This is a genomic window from Pseudoalteromonas sp. NZS11 (assembly GCF_015864765.1).
GTDB lineage: Bacteria > Pseudomonadota > Gammaproteobacteria > Enterobacterales > Alteromonadaceae > Pseudoalteromonas > Pseudoalteromonas arctica.
This window is the reverse complement of the sequence record NZ_JADYWP010000001.1, coordinates 832,034-851,312: the sequence shown is the minus strand read 5'-3', so window position 1 is coordinate 851,312 and position 19,279 is coordinate 832,034. Positions and strand designations below refer to the sequence as shown.

The 19,279-nt window shown below is 39.2% G+C and carries 19 protein-coding genes and 1 pseudogene; 11 read left to right on the top strand and 9 right to left on the bottom strand.

Features of this window, described 5'->3' with window-relative positions; all coding sequences use genetic code 11:
* The 7 genes from I6E82_RS03795 (at position 1) to I6E82_RS03765 (ending at position 6,656) form a co-directional block, all read left to right on the top strand.
* Positions 1-1,734, top strand: a complete 1,734-nt coding sequence (locus tag I6E82_RS03795; RefSeq protein WP_197116762.1) for a tetratricopeptide repeat-containing sulfotransferase family protein — start codon at positions 1-3, stop codon at positions 1,732-1,734.
* Positions 1,735-1,818: 84 nt separating this feature from the next.
* Entirely contained in the window at positions 1,819-3,894 is a 2,076-nt protein-coding gene (dinG, locus tag I6E82_RS03790; RefSeq protein ID WP_197116760.1) for an ATP-dependent DNA helicase DinG, read from the top strand.
* On the top strand, positions 3,894-4,670 hold the full coding sequence (locus I6E82_RS03785) for a sulfite exporter TauE/SafE family protein (RefSeq protein WP_024593658.1): 777 nt from the start codon (positions 3,894-3,896) through the stop codon (positions 4,668-4,670). The genes dinG and I6E82_RS03785 overlap by 1 nt, the downstream gene beginning before the upstream one ends.
* Position 4,671: 1 nt before the next feature.
* Positions 4,672-5,280: a primosomal replication protein gene (locus I6E82_RS03780; RefSeq protein WP_197116758.1), complete on the top strand. Its 609-nt coding sequence runs from the start codon at positions 4,672-4,674 to the stop codon at positions 5,278-5,280.
* 13 nt (positions 5,281-5,293) lie between these two features.
* Complete coding sequence (locus I6E82_RS03775; protein ID WP_197116756.1) at positions 5,294-6,187, top strand: histone deacetylase family protein; 894 nt, start codon at positions 5,294-5,296, stop codon at positions 6,185-6,187.
* A 51-nt stretch (positions 6,188-6,238) separates the two neighbouring features.
* Entirely contained in the window at positions 6,239-6,520 is a 282-nt protein-coding gene (locus I6E82_RS03770; RefSeq protein WP_165725429.1) for a late competence development ComFB family protein, read from the top strand.
* A complete protein-coding gene (locus tag I6E82_RS03765) occupies positions 6,504-6,656 on the top strand; it encodes a DUF2496 domain-containing protein (RefSeq protein WP_197116754.1) in 153 nt (50 codons plus the stop codon). The genes I6E82_RS03770 and I6E82_RS03765 overlap by 17 nt, the downstream gene beginning before the upstream one ends.
* 2 nt (positions 6,657-6,658) lie before the next feature.
* Here I6E82_RS03765 and I6E82_RS03760 read toward each other — a convergent pair whose 3' ends face one another.
* Positions 6,659-7,186, bottom strand: a complete 528-nt coding sequence (locus I6E82_RS03760) for a sel1 repeat family protein (protein WP_197116752.1) — start codon at positions 7,184-7,186, stop codon at positions 6,659-6,661.
* A 105-nt stretch (positions 7,187-7,291) separates the two neighbouring features.
* On the opposite strand from I6E82_RS03760, the gene I6E82_RS03755 reads away from it, so the two are divergent.
* Positions 7,292-8,176, top strand: a complete 885-nt coding sequence (locus tag I6E82_RS03755; RefSeq protein ID WP_197116750.1) for a DMT family transporter — start codon at positions 7,292-7,294, stop codon at positions 8,174-8,176.
* 30 nt (positions 8,177-8,206) lie between these two features.
* On the opposite strand, the gene I6E82_RS03750 is transcribed toward I6E82_RS03755, so the two are convergent.
* Genes I6E82_RS03750 through I6E82_RS03740 form a run of 3 tightly spaced genes read right to left on the bottom strand, consistent with a single transcriptional unit; the run spans position 8,207 to position 9,973 of the window.
* Positions 8,207-8,719, bottom strand: a complete 513-nt coding sequence (locus tag I6E82_RS03750; protein ID WP_197116748.1) for a CC0125/CC1285 family lipoprotein — start codon at positions 8,717-8,719, stop codon at positions 8,207-8,209.
* Between the two features lie 25 nt (positions 8,720-8,744).
* Positions 8,745-9,485, bottom strand: coding sequence for a hypothetical protein (locus I6E82_RS03745; protein ID WP_197116746.1), 741 nt, complete (start codon positions 9,483-9,485; stop codon positions 8,745-8,747).
* On the bottom strand, positions 9,482-9,973 hold the full coding sequence (locus I6E82_RS03740) for an RNA polymerase sigma factor (protein WP_197116744.1): 492 nt from the start codon (positions 9,971-9,973) through the stop codon (positions 9,482-9,484). The genes I6E82_RS03745 and I6E82_RS03740 overlap by 4 nt, the downstream gene beginning before the upstream one ends.
* 140 nt (positions 9,974-10,113) lie before the next feature.
* Between I6E82_RS03740 and I6E82_RS03735 the strand changes: the two genes are divergently transcribed.
* Positions 10,114-11,460, top strand: coding sequence for a S8 family serine peptidase (locus tag I6E82_RS03735; protein WP_197116742.1), 1,347 nt, complete (start codon positions 10,114-10,116; stop codon positions 11,458-11,460).
* Here I6E82_RS03735 and I6E82_RS03730 read toward each other — a convergent pair.
* From I6E82_RS03730 to I6E82_RS03720, 3 genes are all read right to left on the bottom strand, one after another.
* Positions 11,444-12,397 (bottom strand): surface lipoprotein assembly modifier, encoded by a 954-nt coding sequence (locus I6E82_RS03730; RefSeq protein ID WP_197116740.1) that lies wholly within the window; start codon positions 12,395-12,397, stop codon positions 11,444-11,446. The two genes, I6E82_RS03735 and I6E82_RS03730, sit on opposite strands and share 17 nt — an antisense overlap.
* 66 nt (positions 12,398-12,463) lie before the next feature.
* Entirely contained in the window at positions 12,464-13,348 is an 885-nt protein-coding gene (locus I6E82_RS03725; RefSeq protein ID WP_197116739.1) for a hypothetical protein, read from the bottom strand.
* A 135-nt stretch (positions 13,349-13,483) separates the two neighbouring features.
* A complete protein-coding gene (locus I6E82_RS03720; RefSeq protein ID WP_231616853.1) occupies positions 13,484-15,646 on the bottom strand; it encodes an exonuclease domain-containing protein in 2,163 nt (720 codons plus the stop codon).
* A gap of 129 nt (positions 15,647-15,775) precedes the next feature.
* Here I6E82_RS03720 and I6E82_RS03715 point away from each other — a divergent pair.
* A pseudogene (locus I6E82_RS03715) lies at positions 15,776-15,985 on the top strand (protein-tyrosine phosphatase family protein); the annotation flags it as partial.
* Positions 15,986-16,087: 102 nt separating this feature from the next.
* On the opposite strand, the gene I6E82_RS03710 reads toward I6E82_RS03715, so the two are convergent.
* Together I6E82_RS03710 and I6E82_RS03705 are read right to left on the bottom strand one after the other, a co-directional pair.
* Positions 16,088-16,831 (bottom strand): competence protein CoiA, encoded by a 744-nt coding sequence (locus tag I6E82_RS03710; RefSeq protein ID WP_165721627.1) that lies wholly within the window; start codon positions 16,829-16,831, stop codon positions 16,088-16,090.
* Positions 16,832-16,893: 62 nt separating this feature from the next.
* Positions 16,894-17,349, bottom strand: a complete 456-nt coding sequence (locus I6E82_RS03705) for a hypothetical protein (RefSeq protein ID WP_096793441.1) — start codon at positions 17,347-17,349, stop codon at positions 16,894-16,896.
* Between the two features lie 426 nt (positions 17,350-17,775).
* Here I6E82_RS03705 and I6E82_RS03700 point away from each other — a divergent pair, with 426 nt between their 5' ends.
* Positions 17,776-19,200 (top strand): sugar porter family MFS transporter, encoded by a 1,425-nt coding sequence (locus I6E82_RS03700; RefSeq protein ID WP_197116737.1) that lies wholly within the window; start codon positions 17,776-17,778, stop codon positions 19,198-19,200.
* Positions 19,201-19,279: the final 79 nt, after the last annotated feature.

Genomic DNA, 19,279 nt, shown 5'->3' with positions numbered 1-19,279 from the left:
ATGAGCCCTTCTGAAATTATCCAACACGCTAATAATCTACTTCAACAAAACAAGCTTCAACAAGCCAAAAAAATAATATTATCTTTAATTCAAACTGCACCAGAGCACCATCAAGCTTGGCAAGTATTAGCCCAAGTACATCGACAGTTAAAAGAGCAAGAGCAATACCAACAAGCCAATAAACAATATGAGATGATTGCTTGGTTTAACCAACGTTTAGATAAAGCGAATCAGCATCTATTAAACAAAGAATTAAAACCAGCAGAAAACATTGCCCATGAGTTGCTCAAGCTTGTAGCGAATGAATACCGTGTTTTAGTGTTATTAAGTAAAATAGCTTTTCAGGCAAACGACTTAAAAACGTATTTGGCTATTACTTCTCATAATATAAATATAAACAGCACAAAATCAGCCGCTTATGATGCGCACATTGAAGCATTATTTAATACAAAGCAATATTTAGAACTAATCTCTTTTTATAATAGGTCGACCAAATTAGTTACTTTACTACCACAATCCCAAAGTCTACTCGCTGCTGCCTATGTAAAAATGATGGACTTCAAAAATGCATCTCTAAATTACCAATCTTTGTTAAATAAAAATTATTACCCCGCATATTGCAATTTAAGACTTGGAAACATAGAAAAGATAATTGGCAATAACCAAAGTGCTATTGCGTACTATTGCAAAACAATAAAACTAGCTCCCCATATAGGCGAAGCCTATTGGAACTTAGCAAACTTAAAAACATATACTTTCACTCAGCTCAATATAGCTAATTTAGAACAGCAGATAACAATAGACTCAAATAAATTAAATAAAGCACAACTTCACTTTGCTTTAGCTAAAGCATATGAACAACATAGCAGGTACGAAGATGCCTTTTTGCAGCTAAGAATAAGTAACGATTTACAAAAGTCACTTACCCCTTACATTACTAATGACTTTAATGAACGCTGTAAAAAATACCTAACCAAAAAAGTAGCCAATACAGTACATACCTCAACCGAAAATGAAGTCCAGCTAATATTTATTGTAAGCTTGCCTAGAAGTGGCTCTACACTTATTGAGCAAATACTGGCATCGCATAGCCATGTTGACGCTAGCTATGAATTATCAGAAATCAATTCTATTGCAGTAGAGTTAGAAAACCTTCAGATAAAAAGCAACGTACCTTATAAGCTAAATAGTTTGACTCAAGATCACTTGGCAACATTAGCCAAACGCTACTTAAAATTCATTGAACCTTTTCGCAATAACAAGCCTTACTTTATTGATAAACAACCAGTCAACTTTCAACATATTGCTCTTATCAAAACTTTATTCCCTAATGCAAAAATAATCGATGTACAACGAGATAAAAAAGCAACTGCATGGAGCCTTTATAAGCACTCATTTTCACAAGGCCATAGTTATAGCTATGATCAGGAAGATTTAGCTCACTACATGAATGAATATTATAAGCTGATGACACATTGGCATAGCGTATATCCTGACGAAATATATACAATTAATTATGAAAGCTTAATAAACAACTTCACTGAAACGGTTGATGATTTATTTGAACATTGCAATTTAGTAGTAGAGCAAGCGTGTTATGAGTTTTATAATAACCAACGCCCTGTTTTAACTCCCAGTTCAGAACAAGTACGTAAGCCAATTTACAAAGAAGCGCTGACTGACTGGAAAAAATATGCAAATCATCTAACGCCACTGCTTAATAGGCTAAATTAGTAAACAAGCTGCTTGTAGTTACACTCTTATAACTCTAAAATCCATAGCACTGTAATTATATACATACTTTAGGTAAATCATCCCATGCTTTCTGACTCACTAAAAAAAACAATTAGGCAAGTACACCAGCATGTGGCTAGCAACCTAAACGATTATCGCCCTCGTAGCAGTCAAAACTACCTTGTAGCCGAAATAGCAAAAACGCTTGCTGGCGAATACCATAAAAAGCAGCACATTTGCGTAATTGAAGCAGGCACCGGTACCGGTAAGTCTCTTGCCTATTGTTTAGGCGCGTTGCCTCTTGCCTTAGCACAAAAAAAGAAGCTCGTTATTTCTACCGCAACCGTTGCATTGCAAGAACAATTAATAGCAAAAGAACTGCCATTTTTTAAAAAGCATTCAGGTCTCGACTTTAAATTTGATTTGGTAAAAGGTCGCCATCGTTATATTTGTGCCCACAAACTACATAATGCTGTAAACGGCGATAGCCAAACACAAATGGACTTTATGCCAACGCTTACTTCACCACTGAGCACAATGGAAACCAAGTGTTTGAATGAGCTATATAACGCCTATGTAAATAAAAAATGGCAAGGCGATAGAGACAGCTGGGCCGATACTGTACCCGATAGAGTGTGGAACTTAATAGCCTGCGATAAACATTCATGCCAACGCCAAATGAAGGCCCATCAAACGTGTCCGTTTCAGCTTGCTCGTAATCAATTAATGCAAATGGATGTGCTGGTAATTAACCACTCTTTATTACTTGCCGATTTAGACCTAGGCGGTGGTAAAATTTTACCAGAGCCCGACAACACCATTTATGTAATTGATGAAGCGCACCATTTAGCACATATAACACGCGATTTTTCATCAGCTGCTGCCACAATTAAAGGCACGATAGAATGGCTTGATAAGCTCACCAAGTTTAGCGGGAAAATGGCGAAGGTTTTAGTGGGGCAAAGAGCTATTGGGCAAAACTTTAAACTTTGCGACAGCATTAATGACGCGAATAAAGATTTAAAAGTAGTGCGCGACATTCTTGATAATGCTGACTTTGAATACTCAAAAGACGATACTTACCGCTTTGAACACGGTGAAATTCCACAATCGCTGCACAGTAAAGCAAAAGACATAAGCGAAGCCACGCAAGATGCGCTGCGCTGCTTAAACAAAATGCACGACACACTCACCCAAGATGTAAGTGACGGCGACATAAAACCTTACGTTGCCGACCCAATACTAGGCGAAAGCGGGCAATACATAAACCGATTAGAGCAGCTAAACAAACTTTGGTTTAGTTACGCTAAAAAAGGTGAAGGTGCTCCGCATGCACGGTGGATAAAACGCCTTGAATACAAAAGCCATCACGATCACTTATTAAGCGACTGCCCTATTGAGGTCGGTTACTACCTAAAAGATAAATTATGGCGCGAATGCGCAGGTGCTGTTTTGTGTTCTGCTACATTAAGTGCACTGGGCTCGTTCGATCACTTTGCTTACGAAACAGGGCTTGCCAAAGAAGAAGGCGTTAAATTTATTAAAGTACCTTCTCCTTTTGATTACCCAAAACAAGCCACTTTACGTATTCCGGTATCTAAAGTAGAACCTACCGATAAAGACTTTAGTGATCACCTAGCTAAAACTTTACCAGAGTACCTAAATGATAAAAAAGCGAACCTTGTACTATTCGCTTCTTACTGGCAAATGGACCACGTAACAAAGTTTCTTAGAACAAAAGGTTTTAACTTATTAGTACAAGGTGAGATGTCGCGAGAAGCGTTGCTTAAATTACACACCAAAAATGTAGATGAAGGCAAAGGCAGTATTTTATTTGGAACACAAAGTCTTTCAGAAGGCCTTGATTTACCTGGAAAATATTTAGAGAACTTAATAATCACTAAAATTCCGTTTGCTGTACCTACTTCGCCGATAGAAGAAGCGCAAGCAGAATTTGTACAAAGCAAAGGTGGTAACCCGTTTTTAACGATTACCGTGCCAGACGCCGCAAAGAAATTGGTACAAAGCTGTGGTAGACTGCTGCGAAAAGAGAGTGATGAAGGCTGTATTACTATTCTCGATAGGCGCTTAGTTACTAAGCGATACGGTAAAGCCATGCTCGACACCCTACCACCTTTTAAAAGACAAATAGATTATTAATGTTTGAACTCGCACTCGATCCAACAACTTGGGCTGTTTTATGTGCTGTTGCACTTGCCGCAGGTTTTATAGACGCTATCGCCGGTGGCGGTGGTATGTTAACTGTGCCCGCTTTATTAACTGCAGGCTTACCTCCACATTTAACATTAGGCACCAATAAACTAGCAGCAAGTTTTGGCTCCTTAACAGCAAGCTATACTTATTATAAAAAGAACTTATTTAGTCCAAAGTTTTGGGCTGCCTCTATTATTGCTACCGCAATAGGTGCATTGATAGGTACTGTTATTGTTGATCATTTAAGTATCGATTTTTTAAACAAACTACTACCCATTATTATTATTTTAGTTGCCGCTTATAGCTTATTTGGTAATTTAAGTACCACAGAAGGCGATGAGCTCCCTAAACTAAACAAAGCGATGAAAATAAAACAATGGCTACAGGGTTTAGCATTAGGCTTTTTTGATGGTTTAGCAGGCCCAGGTACGGGGACATTTTGGACCGCTTCTAATGGCATGCTTTATAAAATGAACTTGCTACTCAATTGTGGTTTAGCGCGTTCAATGAACTTTGTTTCTAATTTTATATCGCTCATCACCTTTGTAGCACTCGGCCATGTAAACTTTTTACTTGGCATAACAATGGGCTTTTTTATTATGCTAGGCGCATGGTTTGGAGCACATTCGGCAATACGTTTTGGTAGCAAATTTATTCGCCCAGTATTTAATACTATGGTTATACTTTTAGCTTTAAAACTAATTTACGAGGCTTACTTTTAATATGCATTCAATGGCTTTAGATAAACTACGTCAACAAGTTGCAACGCTAAAACAACAAGCTGAGCAATTTGATAAAGCTAAACTTTTTTCTAAAAATCGTTACATGCAAGCACAACCTAGCTTGTTTGACCGCGCAGTTTTTAGTACCAAAAGCATGAACCTAGTCGATTACGTAATAGAAATAGAAGATGAAGTGTCAAGATTACCGCCAAGCGAGCACCGCCATGCTTATACCTACGCGCTTGAACGTATAGGAGCTCAGGTACAAGCTGTATTCAATGTTATTAAATCAACGCCTATTTGGATTAAAGAAAACAAAAGCCATTATAAACCTCGCCCTAAGCAAACTGTTTATAAGCACGCTGTACAAAAAATAATGCAATCATCGCATGAGCTTTACGACGAATTAAAACAAAACCATGAGTTTGAACGCCGTTTAGTACTCATGATTGAAGAACGTAAGATGCAAATGGATAAAGCCTCGCCAGCTAAAGCACAAAAACTTAACCTTGAAATATTAAGCACACACGCTCGATTAGGTCGCTGCAGAAAAGCAATTTCTGCCACCGAGGACAAAATACAACAAGTAGAAAAACAGCAGCTGCGTTAAGGCGCACTTTACTATGCAGCTTTATTATCATCCATTGTATTCAGACCTTATACTCCCAGAACGTCATCGATTCCCTATTCAAAAGTATAAGTTACTTAAAACCGAAATAGAAAATCTAGGTGTTTCGGCTATTCACTTTCAAGAGCCTAAAAAAGTAACCGCATCTCAACTTGCACTTTGTCATAGCCAGCGTTATATAGATGATTTTTTAAATGGCGGGTTAAGCGATAAAGCGATTAAAAAAATGGGATTCCCCTATTCGCAGCAACTTGTAGAGCGTACTCTTTTATCAATTGGCGGGAGTATTCAAGCTGCTGAAGCGGCTTTTAGTCACGATCTAACCTTCAATTTAAGCGGTGGTTATCATCATGCCTATAGCGATTTTGGCAGTGGCTTTTGCATTTTTAATGATTTAGCTATTGCAGCAGCGCATTTAATAGATACAGAGCAAGCCGACACTGTTTTAATTTTTGATTGCGACGTACACCAAGGCGATGGCACAGCGAAAATCACTCAAAACTATGACCAAATTATTACCTGCTCAATTCATTGTGAGCAAAATTTCCCGCGTAATAAACAAGAGTCTACTTACGATTTTGCATTGCCCGCTAAAACAGCCGACGATGAGTACCTTGTTACATTAAGGCAAGCACTCGATGTTTGCGTGCGCATTCATAACCCTGATATTATTTTGTATAACGCTGGGGCTGATATTTATACTAAAGACGAGTTAGGCTTATTTGATGTGTCACTGGATGGCGTATATAAGCGCGATTTTTTTGTACTTAACTTCTGTAAGCAACATCAAACCCCACTAATGTGCGCTTTAGGTGGCGGTTATCAGCGTAATTTGAGTTCACTAATTAATGTTCATAAACAACTATTTAAAGCCGCTATCGATTTATAGTAAGCCTTAGTATAGACTCAGTTAAACGGATTATTTTAAAGCGGTGGGAATATGCGATTACACGAAGATATACACAACTATTACGAAAAGATTGTAGTTGAAGAAATCATCAAACTTAAACTTGATGAAAAATATGGTGAAGATGTAATGGCTGACTTTTGTTGTACGGTACTAAATCAGCTCCCGCCACGATATATTCGCTACGATGTAGATATGGCGTTTTATTTACCGCAATCAGAACGCATACATATGGAACAGCGTGTGCAAACAGCAATAAATGTCGCCATTAGTCAAATATCAAAAAAGAAAGAGTTAAATGACAAGCCCACTTGATCAAGCCCCTACACATATTAAACTTGCAGTAGATTTAATTATGGTACTAGAGCAACACGATGTTGCTCCAGAAGAAGTACTCAAAGCACTTGAAATAGTTAAAAGCGACTTTGAAAAAAAGCTAGAAAAGCTATAACTCTATTCTATTATTTGTATGTCGTGCTCGGTAACGATACCTTCGTGCTTAGTGCAATCAATTTTAACTTCACCAAATGTACGCCTAGGCGAAGTTGAACTACGACAGGTCATATTTTGTGCCTTAACGCCAAATTGCGTTATGTACAGCGCAACTGTTTCATCTATTAGTTGTTTTTGTTGCGTAGTCGCTGCACTGTAAAATGCATCGTATTGCGCAGACCAATTTTCAACCCCCGCTTCCTTTGCAACACCTAGCCAGCCCATCCCTAGTTTAGTAGATTGCTCCAAGTATTGGCCTTTCAAAAACATAAACGCCAATGTGTATTGTGCGCTTTTATAGCCTAGCCCAGCAGGCTCTTTTAAATAATTAAAAGCGGCCTCAAACTCCCCTTTTCGATACGCTTTAATACCATTATATTCATTCTTTTTCATGGTGGTATCACTGTAAAGGTTGATTGGGCTTGAATTACATCCACCCAACAAAGTGATAAATACCATAGAAGCTGCAGCTACTGAGAACTTTTTCATTCTTATCCTTAATTTATTATTTTTATATGCCGGCTCCGAATATGGCTTACAGTGTTTATAAACCCTGCTATTCTAAAAGCCAATCAGCATAATTAAAATACTATCATGACCTTAGCAAGCTTACTGCGATTATTTTTTCTGGCCGCTATTTGGGGCGCATCATTTTTATTTATGCGAATGGCAGCTAACAGTTTAGGGCCTGCAGTATTAATTGAGTTTAGAGTTGGCTTTGCCGCAGTTACTTTATTTGTTGTTGCTTTGTACTTAAAACGCCGTTTAGCCTTTACTGAACACAAAAAACACTTTTTTATTATAGGCGCGTTTAATTCTACTTTGCCATTTTTATTTTTTGCTTACGCAGCTCAAACTATAAGCGCTTCTACTTTATCAATTTTAAATTCGACAACCCCTATTTGGGGCGCAGTAGTTGGTATTTTATGGACAAAAACAACGCCTACCAAAAGTATGGTGCTTGGTTTATTGCTTGGCTTAATAGGTGTTGCAATACTCGTTGGGCAAAATCATTTTGTATTAAATAGCCAATCAATAATGGCTATAATAGCAGCATTGAGTGCTTCACTTTGCTATGCCATTGCATCGCATTACACTAAAAACGCGCCTAAACTGGTCCCATTCGATAACGCCCATGGCTCAATGTGGGCTTCGAGCTTTATGGTATTACCGCTTATCTTATTTATGCCAATACGAGAAATACCAAGCACCAACATTATGCTAGGTGTATTAGTACTGGGCGTAGTATGTACCGCCCTTGCTTATATTTTATTTTTTAAATTAATCGACGATATTGGCCCAACCTCAGCACTCACGGTTACATTTTTAATTCCATTATTTGGCATATTTTGGGGGCATTTATTTTTAGATGAGCAAATAGGGCCAAATACATTACTAGGCGCACTATTTGTAATTGTAGGCACTATGCTGGTTACTGGTTTCTTACCACGAAAGAAGCACTTAGCTAAAACAAGCTAAGTGCTTATATCAAGCGCTTTTACCAAACGCTTACTTTTGCGCCTTTTTGCTTAAATTTTCAATTAAGTCTTGGGCGCTAAAACTATTTTCGCTTGGTTTAATGCCTTTGCCCATTTTAATATCAATCAGGGTGTGCACTTCTTTGCGTTTATCATTGTTGCTTAACTGTACGCCTACGCTGCTTGTTGGGCGTGCGCGTGTTTCGCAGGTTAATAAACCACAGTTTCGCTCATATTGCTGGCTGTGTGACGCACTAATAGATGACGCGGGAGCTTGCGATTTAGACTCAACAAAGGTTTCTTTATTAGTTACAACAAACCAGTCGTAGCCTTGTGCTTGTGTAAGCTCAGCCGCGCGTAATAATGCATAGTCACCGGCATCGGCTACGTTGTTTGACACACTTTTAAACTCTACTCGGTATTGATCGTCGCTAATTTTTTGCTCGCTATAACCTTGCGATCCATTATTCGCGGCGCGGTAATCCGGTTTAGATGCACAGCCCGCCATAAGTAAAATACTGATAATTAAAATAGATGTTTTCATAGTTCACCTCGTTTTATACACATTATTATTTGTTTAACTGCCACTTTGCGCTAATTGCTTGCTGCTCTTGCGCTCTATCTAGTGGTGCGCCGCTGATCATGCTATCTATAACAGCATCTAACTCACTATTATTAGACGCCGTTTGATATTGCGCGCCATTATCACTTTGCTGCGCGTCTGTTTGCGCTTTAATTTGCCAACCGCTTTGCGTTTTACAAGCAATGCTTGTTTGCGTTGTATTGTTTGAGCTTAGTGCATACTGCCTACAAAGCTCACCTTGCTGATTTTTAAAACTAAGCTGCGCGCTAAATACTGAGCCATCACTTTGCTCAAACACACCACTACTTAGCTGCGTATTAAGGGCGGAGGCTGTATTACTGGCTACTAAGTTTTGCGCCTCACTGGGTTGTAAATAGCTCGTCATTGCAATACCAAATACCACAGCAACGCTTGCTGCTATTGCTAAACTTTTATTAGCCGATTGCTTAACCTTTTGCCAAGGCGTTAACGTCACTACATTGCTGTTTAACGTGTTTTTTGTAGTAGCTGCATCAAGCTTTGCAACCGTTTTAGCTAATGAGTCACTAAGTGGTGCGTCGTCAATACTTATTGCGTGCTCCTTTACTAGCATGTCTACTTCGCTAAATTCTGCAAGTCGCATTACTAGCGCATCATCGGTTTCAAGGGCTTTACGCACTTGCTCCATTTCGTCCTCGCTTAGCTCTGAGTCTAAAAAGGCGCTAAGAGTTTCGTCGTTAATGTTCATACTTGCTCCTTTTTAAAGTCGGGTTTTATTAAGTTATAAAGTGTACTGCGTGCGCGCGATAATTTACTCATTACACTGCCTATAGGTATATCTAGCGTATGTGCTACTTCTTTATAGGCCATGCCCTGCAGTGCCACCAGCGATACTATGGCGCGTTGCTCTTCGGGTAATTGCCCAAGAGCTGTATTTACATTTTTAAGCATTTGTTTGTTTTCGAGTGTTTGGTGCTCATTACTTGTAATTGGCTCTGGTAAAATATCGGCCTGAGCCTTATTTTGCCTTACCTTGCGTGAGCGGTATTCGTCTATCCACACATTACGGCAAATTTTAAATGCCCACTTAGCAGCCTCAACGTCATCCGGAATGCCTTTTACTAATAGTTTTTCAATTGTTATTTGCACTACATCGTCTGCATCTGCTTTACTACCCGTTAGCGAATAGGCAAAACGCCTAAGCATGGGCAATAAGGTTTTTAGAGTTTCGTTCATTGATTTTTACCCCTTTTATAAAGAAGACGATTCAAAAAAACATTTATTCCCAAATAATCAAAATAATTTAAATAATGAAATATTTCTATGTGTTAAACGTTAACTAACCAGCATGATAAATTTAATAGAAGTAACCCACTATGAATATTAAAAACACACGCGTTAAACACATAATAGCCGCCTCGCTTTGCATATTTAGCGCAACGAGTTCTGCCAATATAGTGAGAGTCGATCAGGTGCTTGGGCAGCTAAACCCAATAGAGCAGCGTATTGAGCAAACTATAGAGCGAGCGCAGCGCCTGCCGCTTCCGGTGCCTGTTCCGCAAATATCGATTGATGAACTAAAAGCGCAAATAAGTGAGCCAATTAGCAGCTTACCTAATGTGCTTAACATTAATATAAATAGCCAAAACACCGCATTTGTAGAAGTAGAGCTTGAAAACGGCTTTAGAGCTATAGAGCACCAATGGTTATTAATGGCAAATAGCCAACAACTTAATACCCTAAAGCAGCAAAATGTAACTATTGTATCGGTAAAAAATTACAACGCACTTAACATGAGCTTAGTGCGCTTTAACGTACCCCAAGGTGTTAATTCTAAAAGTGAGTTATTAAAAGCGCTTAACTTAGATGAGTCTGCAATACTTGACCGAAACCACATTTACCAAGCGCAAACAGGCGAGCCTAGCGTGAAAGTAACACAAAATAAGCCTGTTGCTCCTTACTGCACACAAAGCGTAAAAATTGGTATGATCGACAGCGCCATTAATACCAAACACAGTGCTTTTAAAGGCGCCAATATCACCACGCAAAGCTTTTTACCTAAAGGGTTAAGCTCGCCAAATTTACACGGCACCGCCATTGCAGGGCTAATTACAGGTAAAGGCGCAAAACTTAACCCGCTTTTAGGCAGTGCCAAGCTTTACAGTGCCGAGGTGTTTTATAGGCAATCTGAATATGCACAAGGGGCTACTTTATTTGCCATAGTAGAAGCACTTAACTGGCTAGTTAGTAATAAAATACCCGTAATAAATATGAGCCTAACGGGGCCAAATAACGCAATTTTAGAAGCAAGTATTACTGCAGCAATGAAACAAAACGTATTAATTGTAGCTGCTGCGGGTAATCAAGGTCCGGCGTCGCAGCCGTTATACCCAGGCGCGTATAAAAGCGTGATAGCGGTAAGTGCTATTGATGCAACAAACCACATTTATAGATGGTCAAATAAAGGCGATTACATAGACTTTACAGCCCTTGGTGTAAATGTTGTTACAAGCCAAGGCAATGGAAAATTTGGGAGGGAGTCGGGTACGTCAATGGCGGCGCCGCATGTAAGCGCGGCATTAAGTTGTTTATTGTTAAAACATGGTAATAATAAAACCAAAGCACTTAACGAGCTTACTTCGCTAGCTGTCGATTTAGGCGAGCAAGGCAAAGACGCCACCTTTGGTTATGGCGCCATTTACCCACCTAAAAGTGCACTTTAACTGACGCCGATAAAACCGACTGAGTATAGGTATTGCTACTAAGCTTTGATTGGTAATCGCCATATTCAGCCTCGGCTATTAGTGTTACGTGCTCAAACACAGCTAGGTTATAAAACGCATTGACTACATTTCGGTGCTCATCTCGCGACGGTATTTGCTCAAAAAAATCATCCGTTGTTTGCTCATCGTAATCTTTATTTTGATAACGCCAGCCAGCCCCTACTTTGTTAGCCACATTAAAGGCCGTAAATTTGTGCGTAACTTTAGTAGTAAAGCCGTAACCGTTAAAGTCGTATTGGTTGTCGTCGGCGTTTTCTTTATCGGCACTTAGCGCTGCCATTAGCATGGTTTGCCCATTATTTATAAAATGATAAAGCGCTACATCGGCACCTACACCGTCGGCATTACGTGCTTTTGCAGTAGTAAAACGTTTAGCTTTGGTTTTTATGCTCATACGTAAATACGTATGCGGGTTTAAAAAATGGCCATAATAAGCACTGGCTTGGTTAAAGTGTAAAAATGTTTCGCCATCTACATTTGCTTTTGCGCCATCGTAACGAACCCCTAGCTCATGGCTATTAAAGCTGTAGCTGCCATCTAAACCGTATTGATGCAGGTCTAAATCGTATTGATCAAACTCATCGTAGTCTTGTTGTTCAAACTTATAGCTTGAGGTTAATTTAGCGCTTTTGGTTACTTGCCATTTTGCATTAACGCCAGCTGCGGTTTTTATGCCACTGTCGCTTTGCGACGAAATATCGTCAAGCTCTTGAACAGAGAGCGCCGAGTTACTTAATACCCCAACTTCAGCATCTGCATTTACCTCAAGGCTGCTTTTAAAGGGTTTATTTTGCTCAGCTGTTTTAATGTGGTTAGTTTGTGCAAGCACCGCTTGGGCACTAAAAACACACAATGTGGCGGTTATAACTGCTTTCATATTTATTCTCCAACAGGCCGAATAGGTTTCCCCATTCGGCATTTGTGCAAACACGCTTAGGGCGTATTAAAGACCTAGGTCTAAATCGTTAGTAATGTTGGTAACTACTTCACTTGCGGTGCTAAGTGCTACATCGTTACTAATTTGATCAGTGACCGCCGCACTTACCTGCCCGCTAACACTTTGCTGTACCGTGCTTTGTAAACTACTAACCGTACTGTCTTGCACATTGGCAATTAAAGATTGCTGAACACTGCTTACTACTTCATTACTGGTATTAACTGCATCACCTATTTGCAGTGCAGAACTTACTGAGTTTGCAGCCGTATTAGTAATTGCTAATTGGTTTGTAAGCTCACCAGCATTAAGCGCATTATTTGCATCAGCTTGTGTTACTGAATCGGTAGCGCTGCCCACATTTGAAAGTAAAGAGGCATCTGTTGGTGTATCGGTAGTATCAGGCTGAGCGCCTTGCTCAGAGGTAACAGAAAGTAATGACGATTGGCTCACTGCAGTCGTTAAATTACCCGCCGATGAGGTTAACTGCGCGGTTGCATCAAGTGCTGTATTGACTGTAGTGGTATTGCCTGTGGCATTTAAAGACGATGCCGATGCATTCAATGAGTTATTTAAAGATGAGCTGGCAGATGCAACTAATGAATTTGCAGGCTCTGCGGCCTCGCTACTTTCTTGCGCTGAAGTTTGTGTATTATTTGCCGTTGAATCTGTAGCTTGCGAGTCATCAGCCGTTACTTGTGTATCGCTAGATACGTTTGACTCGTTGCTACCACTGGCTGTTAAACCCTTTTGTGAAAGCGCAATAGATGTAGATATTTGTTGCTGCGCCGACGTTGACTGAGATATTTCAATATCAGCGGCGTGCACTGCACCTGAAAAAGTACACACACCGCTTAACATCATTACGCTTACAATTTTATTTAATTTAGTCATTGTTTTGTCCTCTAGTTTGTCGGATTGACATAAAGAAGACGATTTACAAAAACACTTTATTCCAAAATAAATTAAAAAATTACAATAAAACCACTTATTAACTAAATTTCAAATACTTAAAGGTAAGCTAATACCCTACGGCGTTAGCGTTTCACTGTTTTGGATCAGCAATAACAGCTCAGCAGTGGCGGTTGCGTCGGCCAATGCGCGGTGATGGCTGGTTAAATTTAAATTAAAATGCGTACTAAGGTTACCAAGCGAATACGACTTTAAGCCTTTAAACGCTTTGCGCGATTCAACCACGGTGCACATTTTTGGCATTTTAAAAAAGTGCCCTGCCATCTCGCATTCTTTTTTAATAAAGCCGTAGTCAAAATTAACGTTATGGGCTACAAAAATACTGCCTGCGAGTTTATCAATTAGTGGCTTTACAACCTCTGCAAATACGGGCGCGTTATAAACCATGCTGTCGCTAATACCAGTTAGTGACGTTATAAATCCAGGTATATGGCGCTCGGGGTTAACTAAGCTAGTCCAAGTATCAATTACTTTACCGTGCTGCACTTTTACAAGGCCTATTTCGGTAATACGGTTACCGCCTTTTAAGCCGCCTGTGGTTTCTATATCGACCACACTGTAAATACGGTTAGGATCTACAAACCATTTAACCGCAGCAATGTGTACTGTAAAGCCCACATTTTTTAAATTATCAATAGTGGTTAATTGGTTGCGCCTAAGTTTGTCGCCCGGGGCTTTTACCTCTTCAAAATGTACTTGGCCATTATTAATGACCATTAAGTCGGGGTAGCCGTCTTTTAGCTGTAAATAATGTTTGCTCATAGCCGTTAAATGAGTAATTAATGCCTCAAGTGGGCTGTTTAAAATAAGTGCTTCTAACGGCTCTAATAAATTGCTGCGCCATCTAAACAAGCCGTTAGGTTGATCAAAGTATTGCGCTGCATTTTTGCATACTAAATTAAGTAATGCTTGCGACGTTTGGCACTGTGCTAAGCGCTCATTTATCTGTGTTTGCTGCGCTTCATAAAAATTACCAAGTCTTAATACTTGCGGATAAATATCAAACTCATTGCATGGTGGATAAGGCGACTCCACAAATAGCTCATGCCAAAATACTAAACCAAACAAACTTTGCCAAAGCGTGTTTTCGGTATTAAATACAGCCATACCTTGGCGAGTATAATAATCGTTTACGCCCTGCTCTACTTCACCTCGGTACAGTTCATCTATTTCCAGCACGCATTGGGTGTCGGCAAGCATTGCACTTAAACGAGAACGTGTTTTTTTATTAAACTTACGCATTAAAAAATCGTCAGCAAAATAAAGTAAATCATCAGTGAGCGGGTTTTCGATAATGGCTTCTAATCGTGCTTTTACCCACTCTTTATTGCCAAGCCTATATTGCTCTCTTATTTGAATTTCTTGTGCTTCACTATCATCCACGCACCCTTCAAGTAAACTAAAAGCAAGTTCGCTATCAACTGTTTTTAGCTGCCTATAAAGCCTAACTAATAATTTATTTTTTAATGCAACGGCTATTGCACCATGTGCAGCTTGCACTAAAACCTGCGACGCTAAAGCAACGTAATCGCTCTCATCTGTTATATTTTTAAATGCTAACCGGTAACGGTTTAATAAATAGTTTGATTGCGCTTCGTCTAGTGTTTCAAAGCGTGACAAGCTCTCACTGTGCCCTTCGCGCGTAGCGGTTAAGCCTAAGTCTCGCATTACAAAACGGTTTTGATGATTCACATCACCACGGCTTAGTTTACCTGCAAATAAAAACTCAAAATACTCGTAGTAATCACTGCGGTTGTTAATTACATACTGGCTATTAAGTGGCGCAAGCTCTTGTGGGCAGTCTTTAAAAAACTCCCGCGCAATATCCACCAGCGCGCCTTTAGCTGCGCTCTTTTTAAAGCTTATTTGCTCACTGTAATTACTTAGCAACTCAACCAAAGAAGGTTTGGTTAAGTGCGCTAAAAGCTGCGAATAATGCTGCTCGTTTGGCTCAAATAAAATATCGGCTTTTTTAAGCGTATAAATAGCCTGATGCGGCGATGTTATTTCTTCATAATTGAGCGATTGCGCCTGAACCAAATAAGGCTTTCGCGAGTATACCCGCGCTAACATGCACTGGCTTTGCTCATCTAGCTTGTTAATTTTACTAATAAATTCGCTGTGTTTGGGCTCAAGTAAATGCATGCATTTACTTGTTACAAACTCAATAAGCTCTCTAAAATGCGCTAAATAGTATTTTGCTGGTAATTCTTTTTTCATAATATCGCCATAACTGTATATAAAAACAGTATCTAGTATTTGCGCTTATTATTCAATCTTAAACTTGTAATCAGTAATGGTTATAGTTGCCATATATAAATAATGTAGAGTCGATAAGCACTAAATGTAAAAAGCGACATATTACAAGCCATACAATACAAACAAACCATTGCCATACATTGCAAAGGCGGCGCTGGCCGCACAGAGTTGGTAGCTGCACTTATTTTAAATTCGACAGGTTACACAAAAGAAGAGGTATACAACCTAGTACAAGGCATTCGCCCTAAAGCACTCACTATAGAATTACAAAAAGAGTACTTTGATAACTTTGAGGTGTAAGACAGAGGTTGGGGAAGATTTAGCACTATAAATAGTGCTAATAATTCTATTTATAGCCTGTAATGAATTAGCACTGATAAGATTGATCACTTGTTATGCAACTCATTTAAACTTTGCCAAGAAATCATTTTTAATACATGCCTTAATACAGAAACTACTATAATTGTTAAAACGCATTAATTGCCAGATGACACCTTGTCCAAAGTCCAAATAAACTGGTTTTGTTGCTTTAAACCAAACATATCTAGGCCTTTTCCACTCAAAGAGGAAGTGTCCTACATGCGTGGATTTAATTATTCCATCTATTTTATCTGAGCTATGTATTTCTACTAACTCATTCGGACCTCGATACTCAGAAATAAAAGAATAAACGAAATGAGTTTTATGATTACTTGAATGAATAGATATATCTTCCATTGATTCATGCAGAGGATCAGGAAGCATCGCACGTAATTTTATGTTTTTCGCTAGATTACGACCATTAATTACCCAAATCATATCCCCGTAGAAATCCTCTCTTGATTTCAACTCAGCTTCAGACATTGGGGAGTTTTGAAATTCAATTACAATATTCTGCTCATTAACAACATCTGCAATATGCTTTTCACCACTTTTATCAAAGTATACTATTTCTTGATTACGATCTTCCCAATGATTTTTCCAATCTCGATGCCATTGGGATTCATTATCCCACCAAGGATCACAACTACATTTTACCTTGTGCGCCCAATGCCATCTAATTTTTGAACCACACTTTGCTACGGTTGGACTACCACAATATATACAAACTCCTTTCATCTTGGGCAGAGGAGCTTGCTTAAATCCGTCAACTAATGAAAATTTCATAAGTACATAACACTCGGTTGTATAATGCCTCAATCAGCCGCTGCTGGATTGGCTTGTTATATTTATTTACCCAATTCAGGAGCGGGTAAAGTTTTTGTAATACTTTTATTTAGCGAATGATTGTCAAATGCTATAGAAACCATTGAAAGCTTCGCCACCAATTTTTTCCCCTTAAATAGAGCTAAATCCGTTCCTAATTCTGCACCGTCAAGATCGGAGAGTGGAAAAGTTTTGTCAATTTTTTTCCAGCCAGATAATCCTTTAAGTAGGATTACTTCACTGTCTATTTTGATTTCGTATTGCCGAAAGCTGAGTACCATCCACCAAGCAAAAATAGATGTTGTAACCAAAGCGAGAATTAACGCCAAAAGTTGTTCATTTGGCGATAACGAAGTATTACTCTCGCTAAGGAATAAAAGAGCGCCAGCATATATTGCAAAGAATCCGATACAGTTAAATAATAGTAAAAAAATTGATTTAAAAATGATTTGAAAAACTGAGCTACGAATTACAGACATGGTATCTCTATAAATATGACAATTTAATCTACGACATTTGACGCTTTATAAACCGACAAATGTCCCTATTTTATAATCTATTAACCTTAACCACCAAATAACCACATGTAAACAATTACTAAACCTCATATCAGTTTATGTAATTGCAAAAACATACCAAAATGGTAGAGAACAGTGATATTGCTCCAACAGGCACTTTCCATAAAGTGCATATTATTCTTTGAAATTTAGTTTTTGTTATTAAAAGGCGCTACTTAATTTCAAAGTATTGAATCTAACGCCTTTAGCTAATACCTTTAAATTGAAACCTTTAAAAACAACTTAATTTATACTTGCCAATCCCTTTATACCCGCACAAGCATATTCAACCATAACGCTTTACGATATTATGCTCCTTTATATTTAATTTAACTTTCAGGGCATATAATGACAACGCACACACCGCCTTCCCACTCAGCCAACACAGCTGAAAACACCTCTCTTTTTTACGTGATTTTTATATCGGCCGTGGCTGCTATTGGTGGCTTTTTATTTGGTTTTGACTCGGGCGTGATTAACGGCACGGTGTCGGCACTTGGTAATGCCTTTAATTCTAGCAGTGTGGCTACGGGCTTTAACGTAGCGTCTGTGTTACTTGGCTGTGCCTTAGGTGCACTTGCTGCGGGGCCGCTGGCTGATAAATTTGGCCGCCGTGCAATTATGATCATCACCGCGATTATTTTTGCCATTAGTGCGTTTGGCTCAGGCATTAGCGAAAGCTCTGCGGAGTTTATTTTTTACCGTTTATTTGGTGGCTTAGGTATTGGTGCTGCATCGGTATTAGCGCCAGCTTACATTGCTGAGGTTGCACCACCAGCACTTCGTGGTCGTTTAGCTACACTACAACAACTCGCTATTGTACTGGGTTTATTTGCTGCTTTTTTAAGTAACTACTTAATTGCTGATGCAGCAGGCAGCGCGCAAAATATTTTAATGCTTGATATAGCCGCTTGGCGCTGGATGTTTTGGGCAGAGCTTGTGCCTGCTGTATTGTTTTTAGTCGGTGTTTTGTTTATTCCAGAGTCGCCTCGTTATTTAGTGGCGCAAGGTAAAGTGGATGATGCAAAAGCGGTATTTAGTAAAATTTCAGACGACAATGCAGATAAACAAATAAGCGATGTAAAACGCTCATTGCATAGCGATACAAAGCCAAGTATTCGTGATTTATTTATTGATGGCAGTAAAAAAGTACACCCAATTGTTTGGGTGGGTGTGGCGCTGAGTGTGTTTCAGCAATTTGTGGGTATTAACGTGGTGTTTTATTACGGCTCTGAGCTTTGGCAAGCCGCTGGGTTTGATGAATCGCAATCGTTATTTATAAATGTGCTCGCAGGTACTACTAATATTGTATCGACCTTTATTGCCATTGCCCTAGTTGACAAAGTTGGCCGTAAACCACTGTTGCTTGTAGGCAGTATTGGTATGTTTATCAGCTTAAGCGCGCTTACTTATATATTTGGCAGTGCAGGCCTTGATGAAGCAGGCAAACTTGCCCTTAGCGATAACATGGGTACTTTTGCGCTTATTATGGCTAACTTATTTGTGGTATTTTTTGGCTTAAGTTGGGGCCCAATTGTATGGGTATTATTGGGCGAAATGTTTAATAACCGTATTCGTGGTGCTGCTCTGGCTGTTGCGGCTAGCGCACAATGGATTGCTAACTTTGCAATCACCATGACCTTCCCTATTATGCTGGCTAACATTGGACTTGCAGGCGCTTATGGCTTTTATGCGTTATCGGCACTTATAAGCATATTTTTTGTTGTTAAATACATAAAAGAAACACGCGGTAAAACGCTCGAATCTATGTGATTTTTAAAAGCGGTGATATTAATCGCCGCTTTGCTTTTACATACAATAGCGCCATTTAATAATGGCGATTTAAATAACC

Excerpts from the sequence above, each read along its gene's own strand:
- I6E82_RS03795 (WP_197116762.1), top strand. The coding sequence starts at position 1 with ATGAGCCCTTCTGAAATTATCCAACACGCTAATAATCTACTTCAACAA.
- dinG (WP_197116760.1), top strand. The coding sequence starts at position 1,819 with ATGCTTTCTGACTCACTAAAAAAAACAATTAGGCAAGTACACCAGCAT.
- I6E82_RS03785 (WP_024593658.1), top strand. The coding sequence starts at position 3,894 with ATGTTTGAACTCGCACTCGATCCAACAACTTGGGCTGTTTTATGTGCT.
- I6E82_RS03780 (WP_197116758.1), top strand. The coding sequence starts at position 4,672 with ATGCATTCAATGGCTTTAGATAAACTACGTCAACAAGTTGCAACGCTA.
- I6E82_RS03775 (WP_197116756.1), top strand. The coding sequence starts at position 5,294 with ATGCAGCTTTATTATCATCCATTGTATTCAGACCTTATACTCCCAGAA.
- I6E82_RS03770 (WP_165725429.1), top strand. The coding sequence starts at position 6,239 with ATGCGATTACACGAAGATATACACAACTATTACGAAAAGATTGTAGTT.
- I6E82_RS03765 (WP_197116754.1), top strand. The coding sequence starts at position 6,504 with ATGACAAGCCCACTTGATCAAGCCCCTACACATATTAAACTTGCAGTA.
- I6E82_RS03760 (WP_197116752.1), bottom strand. The coding sequence starts at position 7,186 with ATGAAAAAGTTCTCAGTAGCTGCAGCTTCTATGGTATTTATCACTTTG.
- I6E82_RS03755 (WP_197116750.1), top strand. The coding sequence starts at position 7,292 with ATGACCTTAGCAAGCTTACTGCGATTATTTTTTCTGGCCGCTATTTGG.
- I6E82_RS03750 (WP_197116748.1), bottom strand. The coding sequence starts at position 8,719 with ATGAAAACATCTATTTTAATTATCAGTATTTTACTTATGGCGGGCTGT.
- I6E82_RS03745 (WP_197116746.1), bottom strand. The coding sequence starts at position 9,485 with ATGAACATTAACGACGAAACTCTTAGCGCCTTTTTAGACTCAGAGCTA.
- I6E82_RS03740 (WP_197116744.1), bottom strand. The coding sequence starts at position 9,973 with ATGAACGAAACTCTAAAAACCTTATTGCCCATGCTTAGGCGTTTTGCC.
- I6E82_RS03735 (WP_197116742.1), top strand. The coding sequence starts at position 10,114 with ATGAATATTAAAAACACACGCGTTAAACACATAATAGCCGCCTCGCTT.
- I6E82_RS03730 (WP_197116740.1), bottom strand. The coding sequence starts at position 12,397 with ATGAAAGCAGTTATAACCGCCACATTGTGTGTTTTTAGTGCCCAAGCG.
- I6E82_RS03725 (WP_197116739.1), bottom strand. The coding sequence starts at position 13,348 with ATGACTAAATTAAATAAAATTGTAAGCGTAATGATGTTAAGCGGTGTG.
- I6E82_RS03720 (WP_231616853.1), bottom strand. The coding sequence starts at position 15,646 with ATGAAAAAAGAATTACCAGCAAAATACTATTTAGCGCATTTTAGAGAG.
- I6E82_RS03710 (WP_165721627.1), bottom strand. The coding sequence starts at position 16,831 with ATGAAATTTTCATTAGTTGACGGATTTAAGCAAGCTCCTCTGCCCAAG.
- I6E82_RS03705 (WP_096793441.1), bottom strand. The coding sequence starts at position 17,349 with ATGTCTGTAATTCGTAGCTCAGTTTTTCAAATCATTTTTAAATCAATT.
- I6E82_RS03700 (WP_197116737.1), top strand. The coding sequence starts at position 17,776 with ATGACAACGCACACACCGCCTTCCCACTCAGCCAACACAGCTGAAAAC.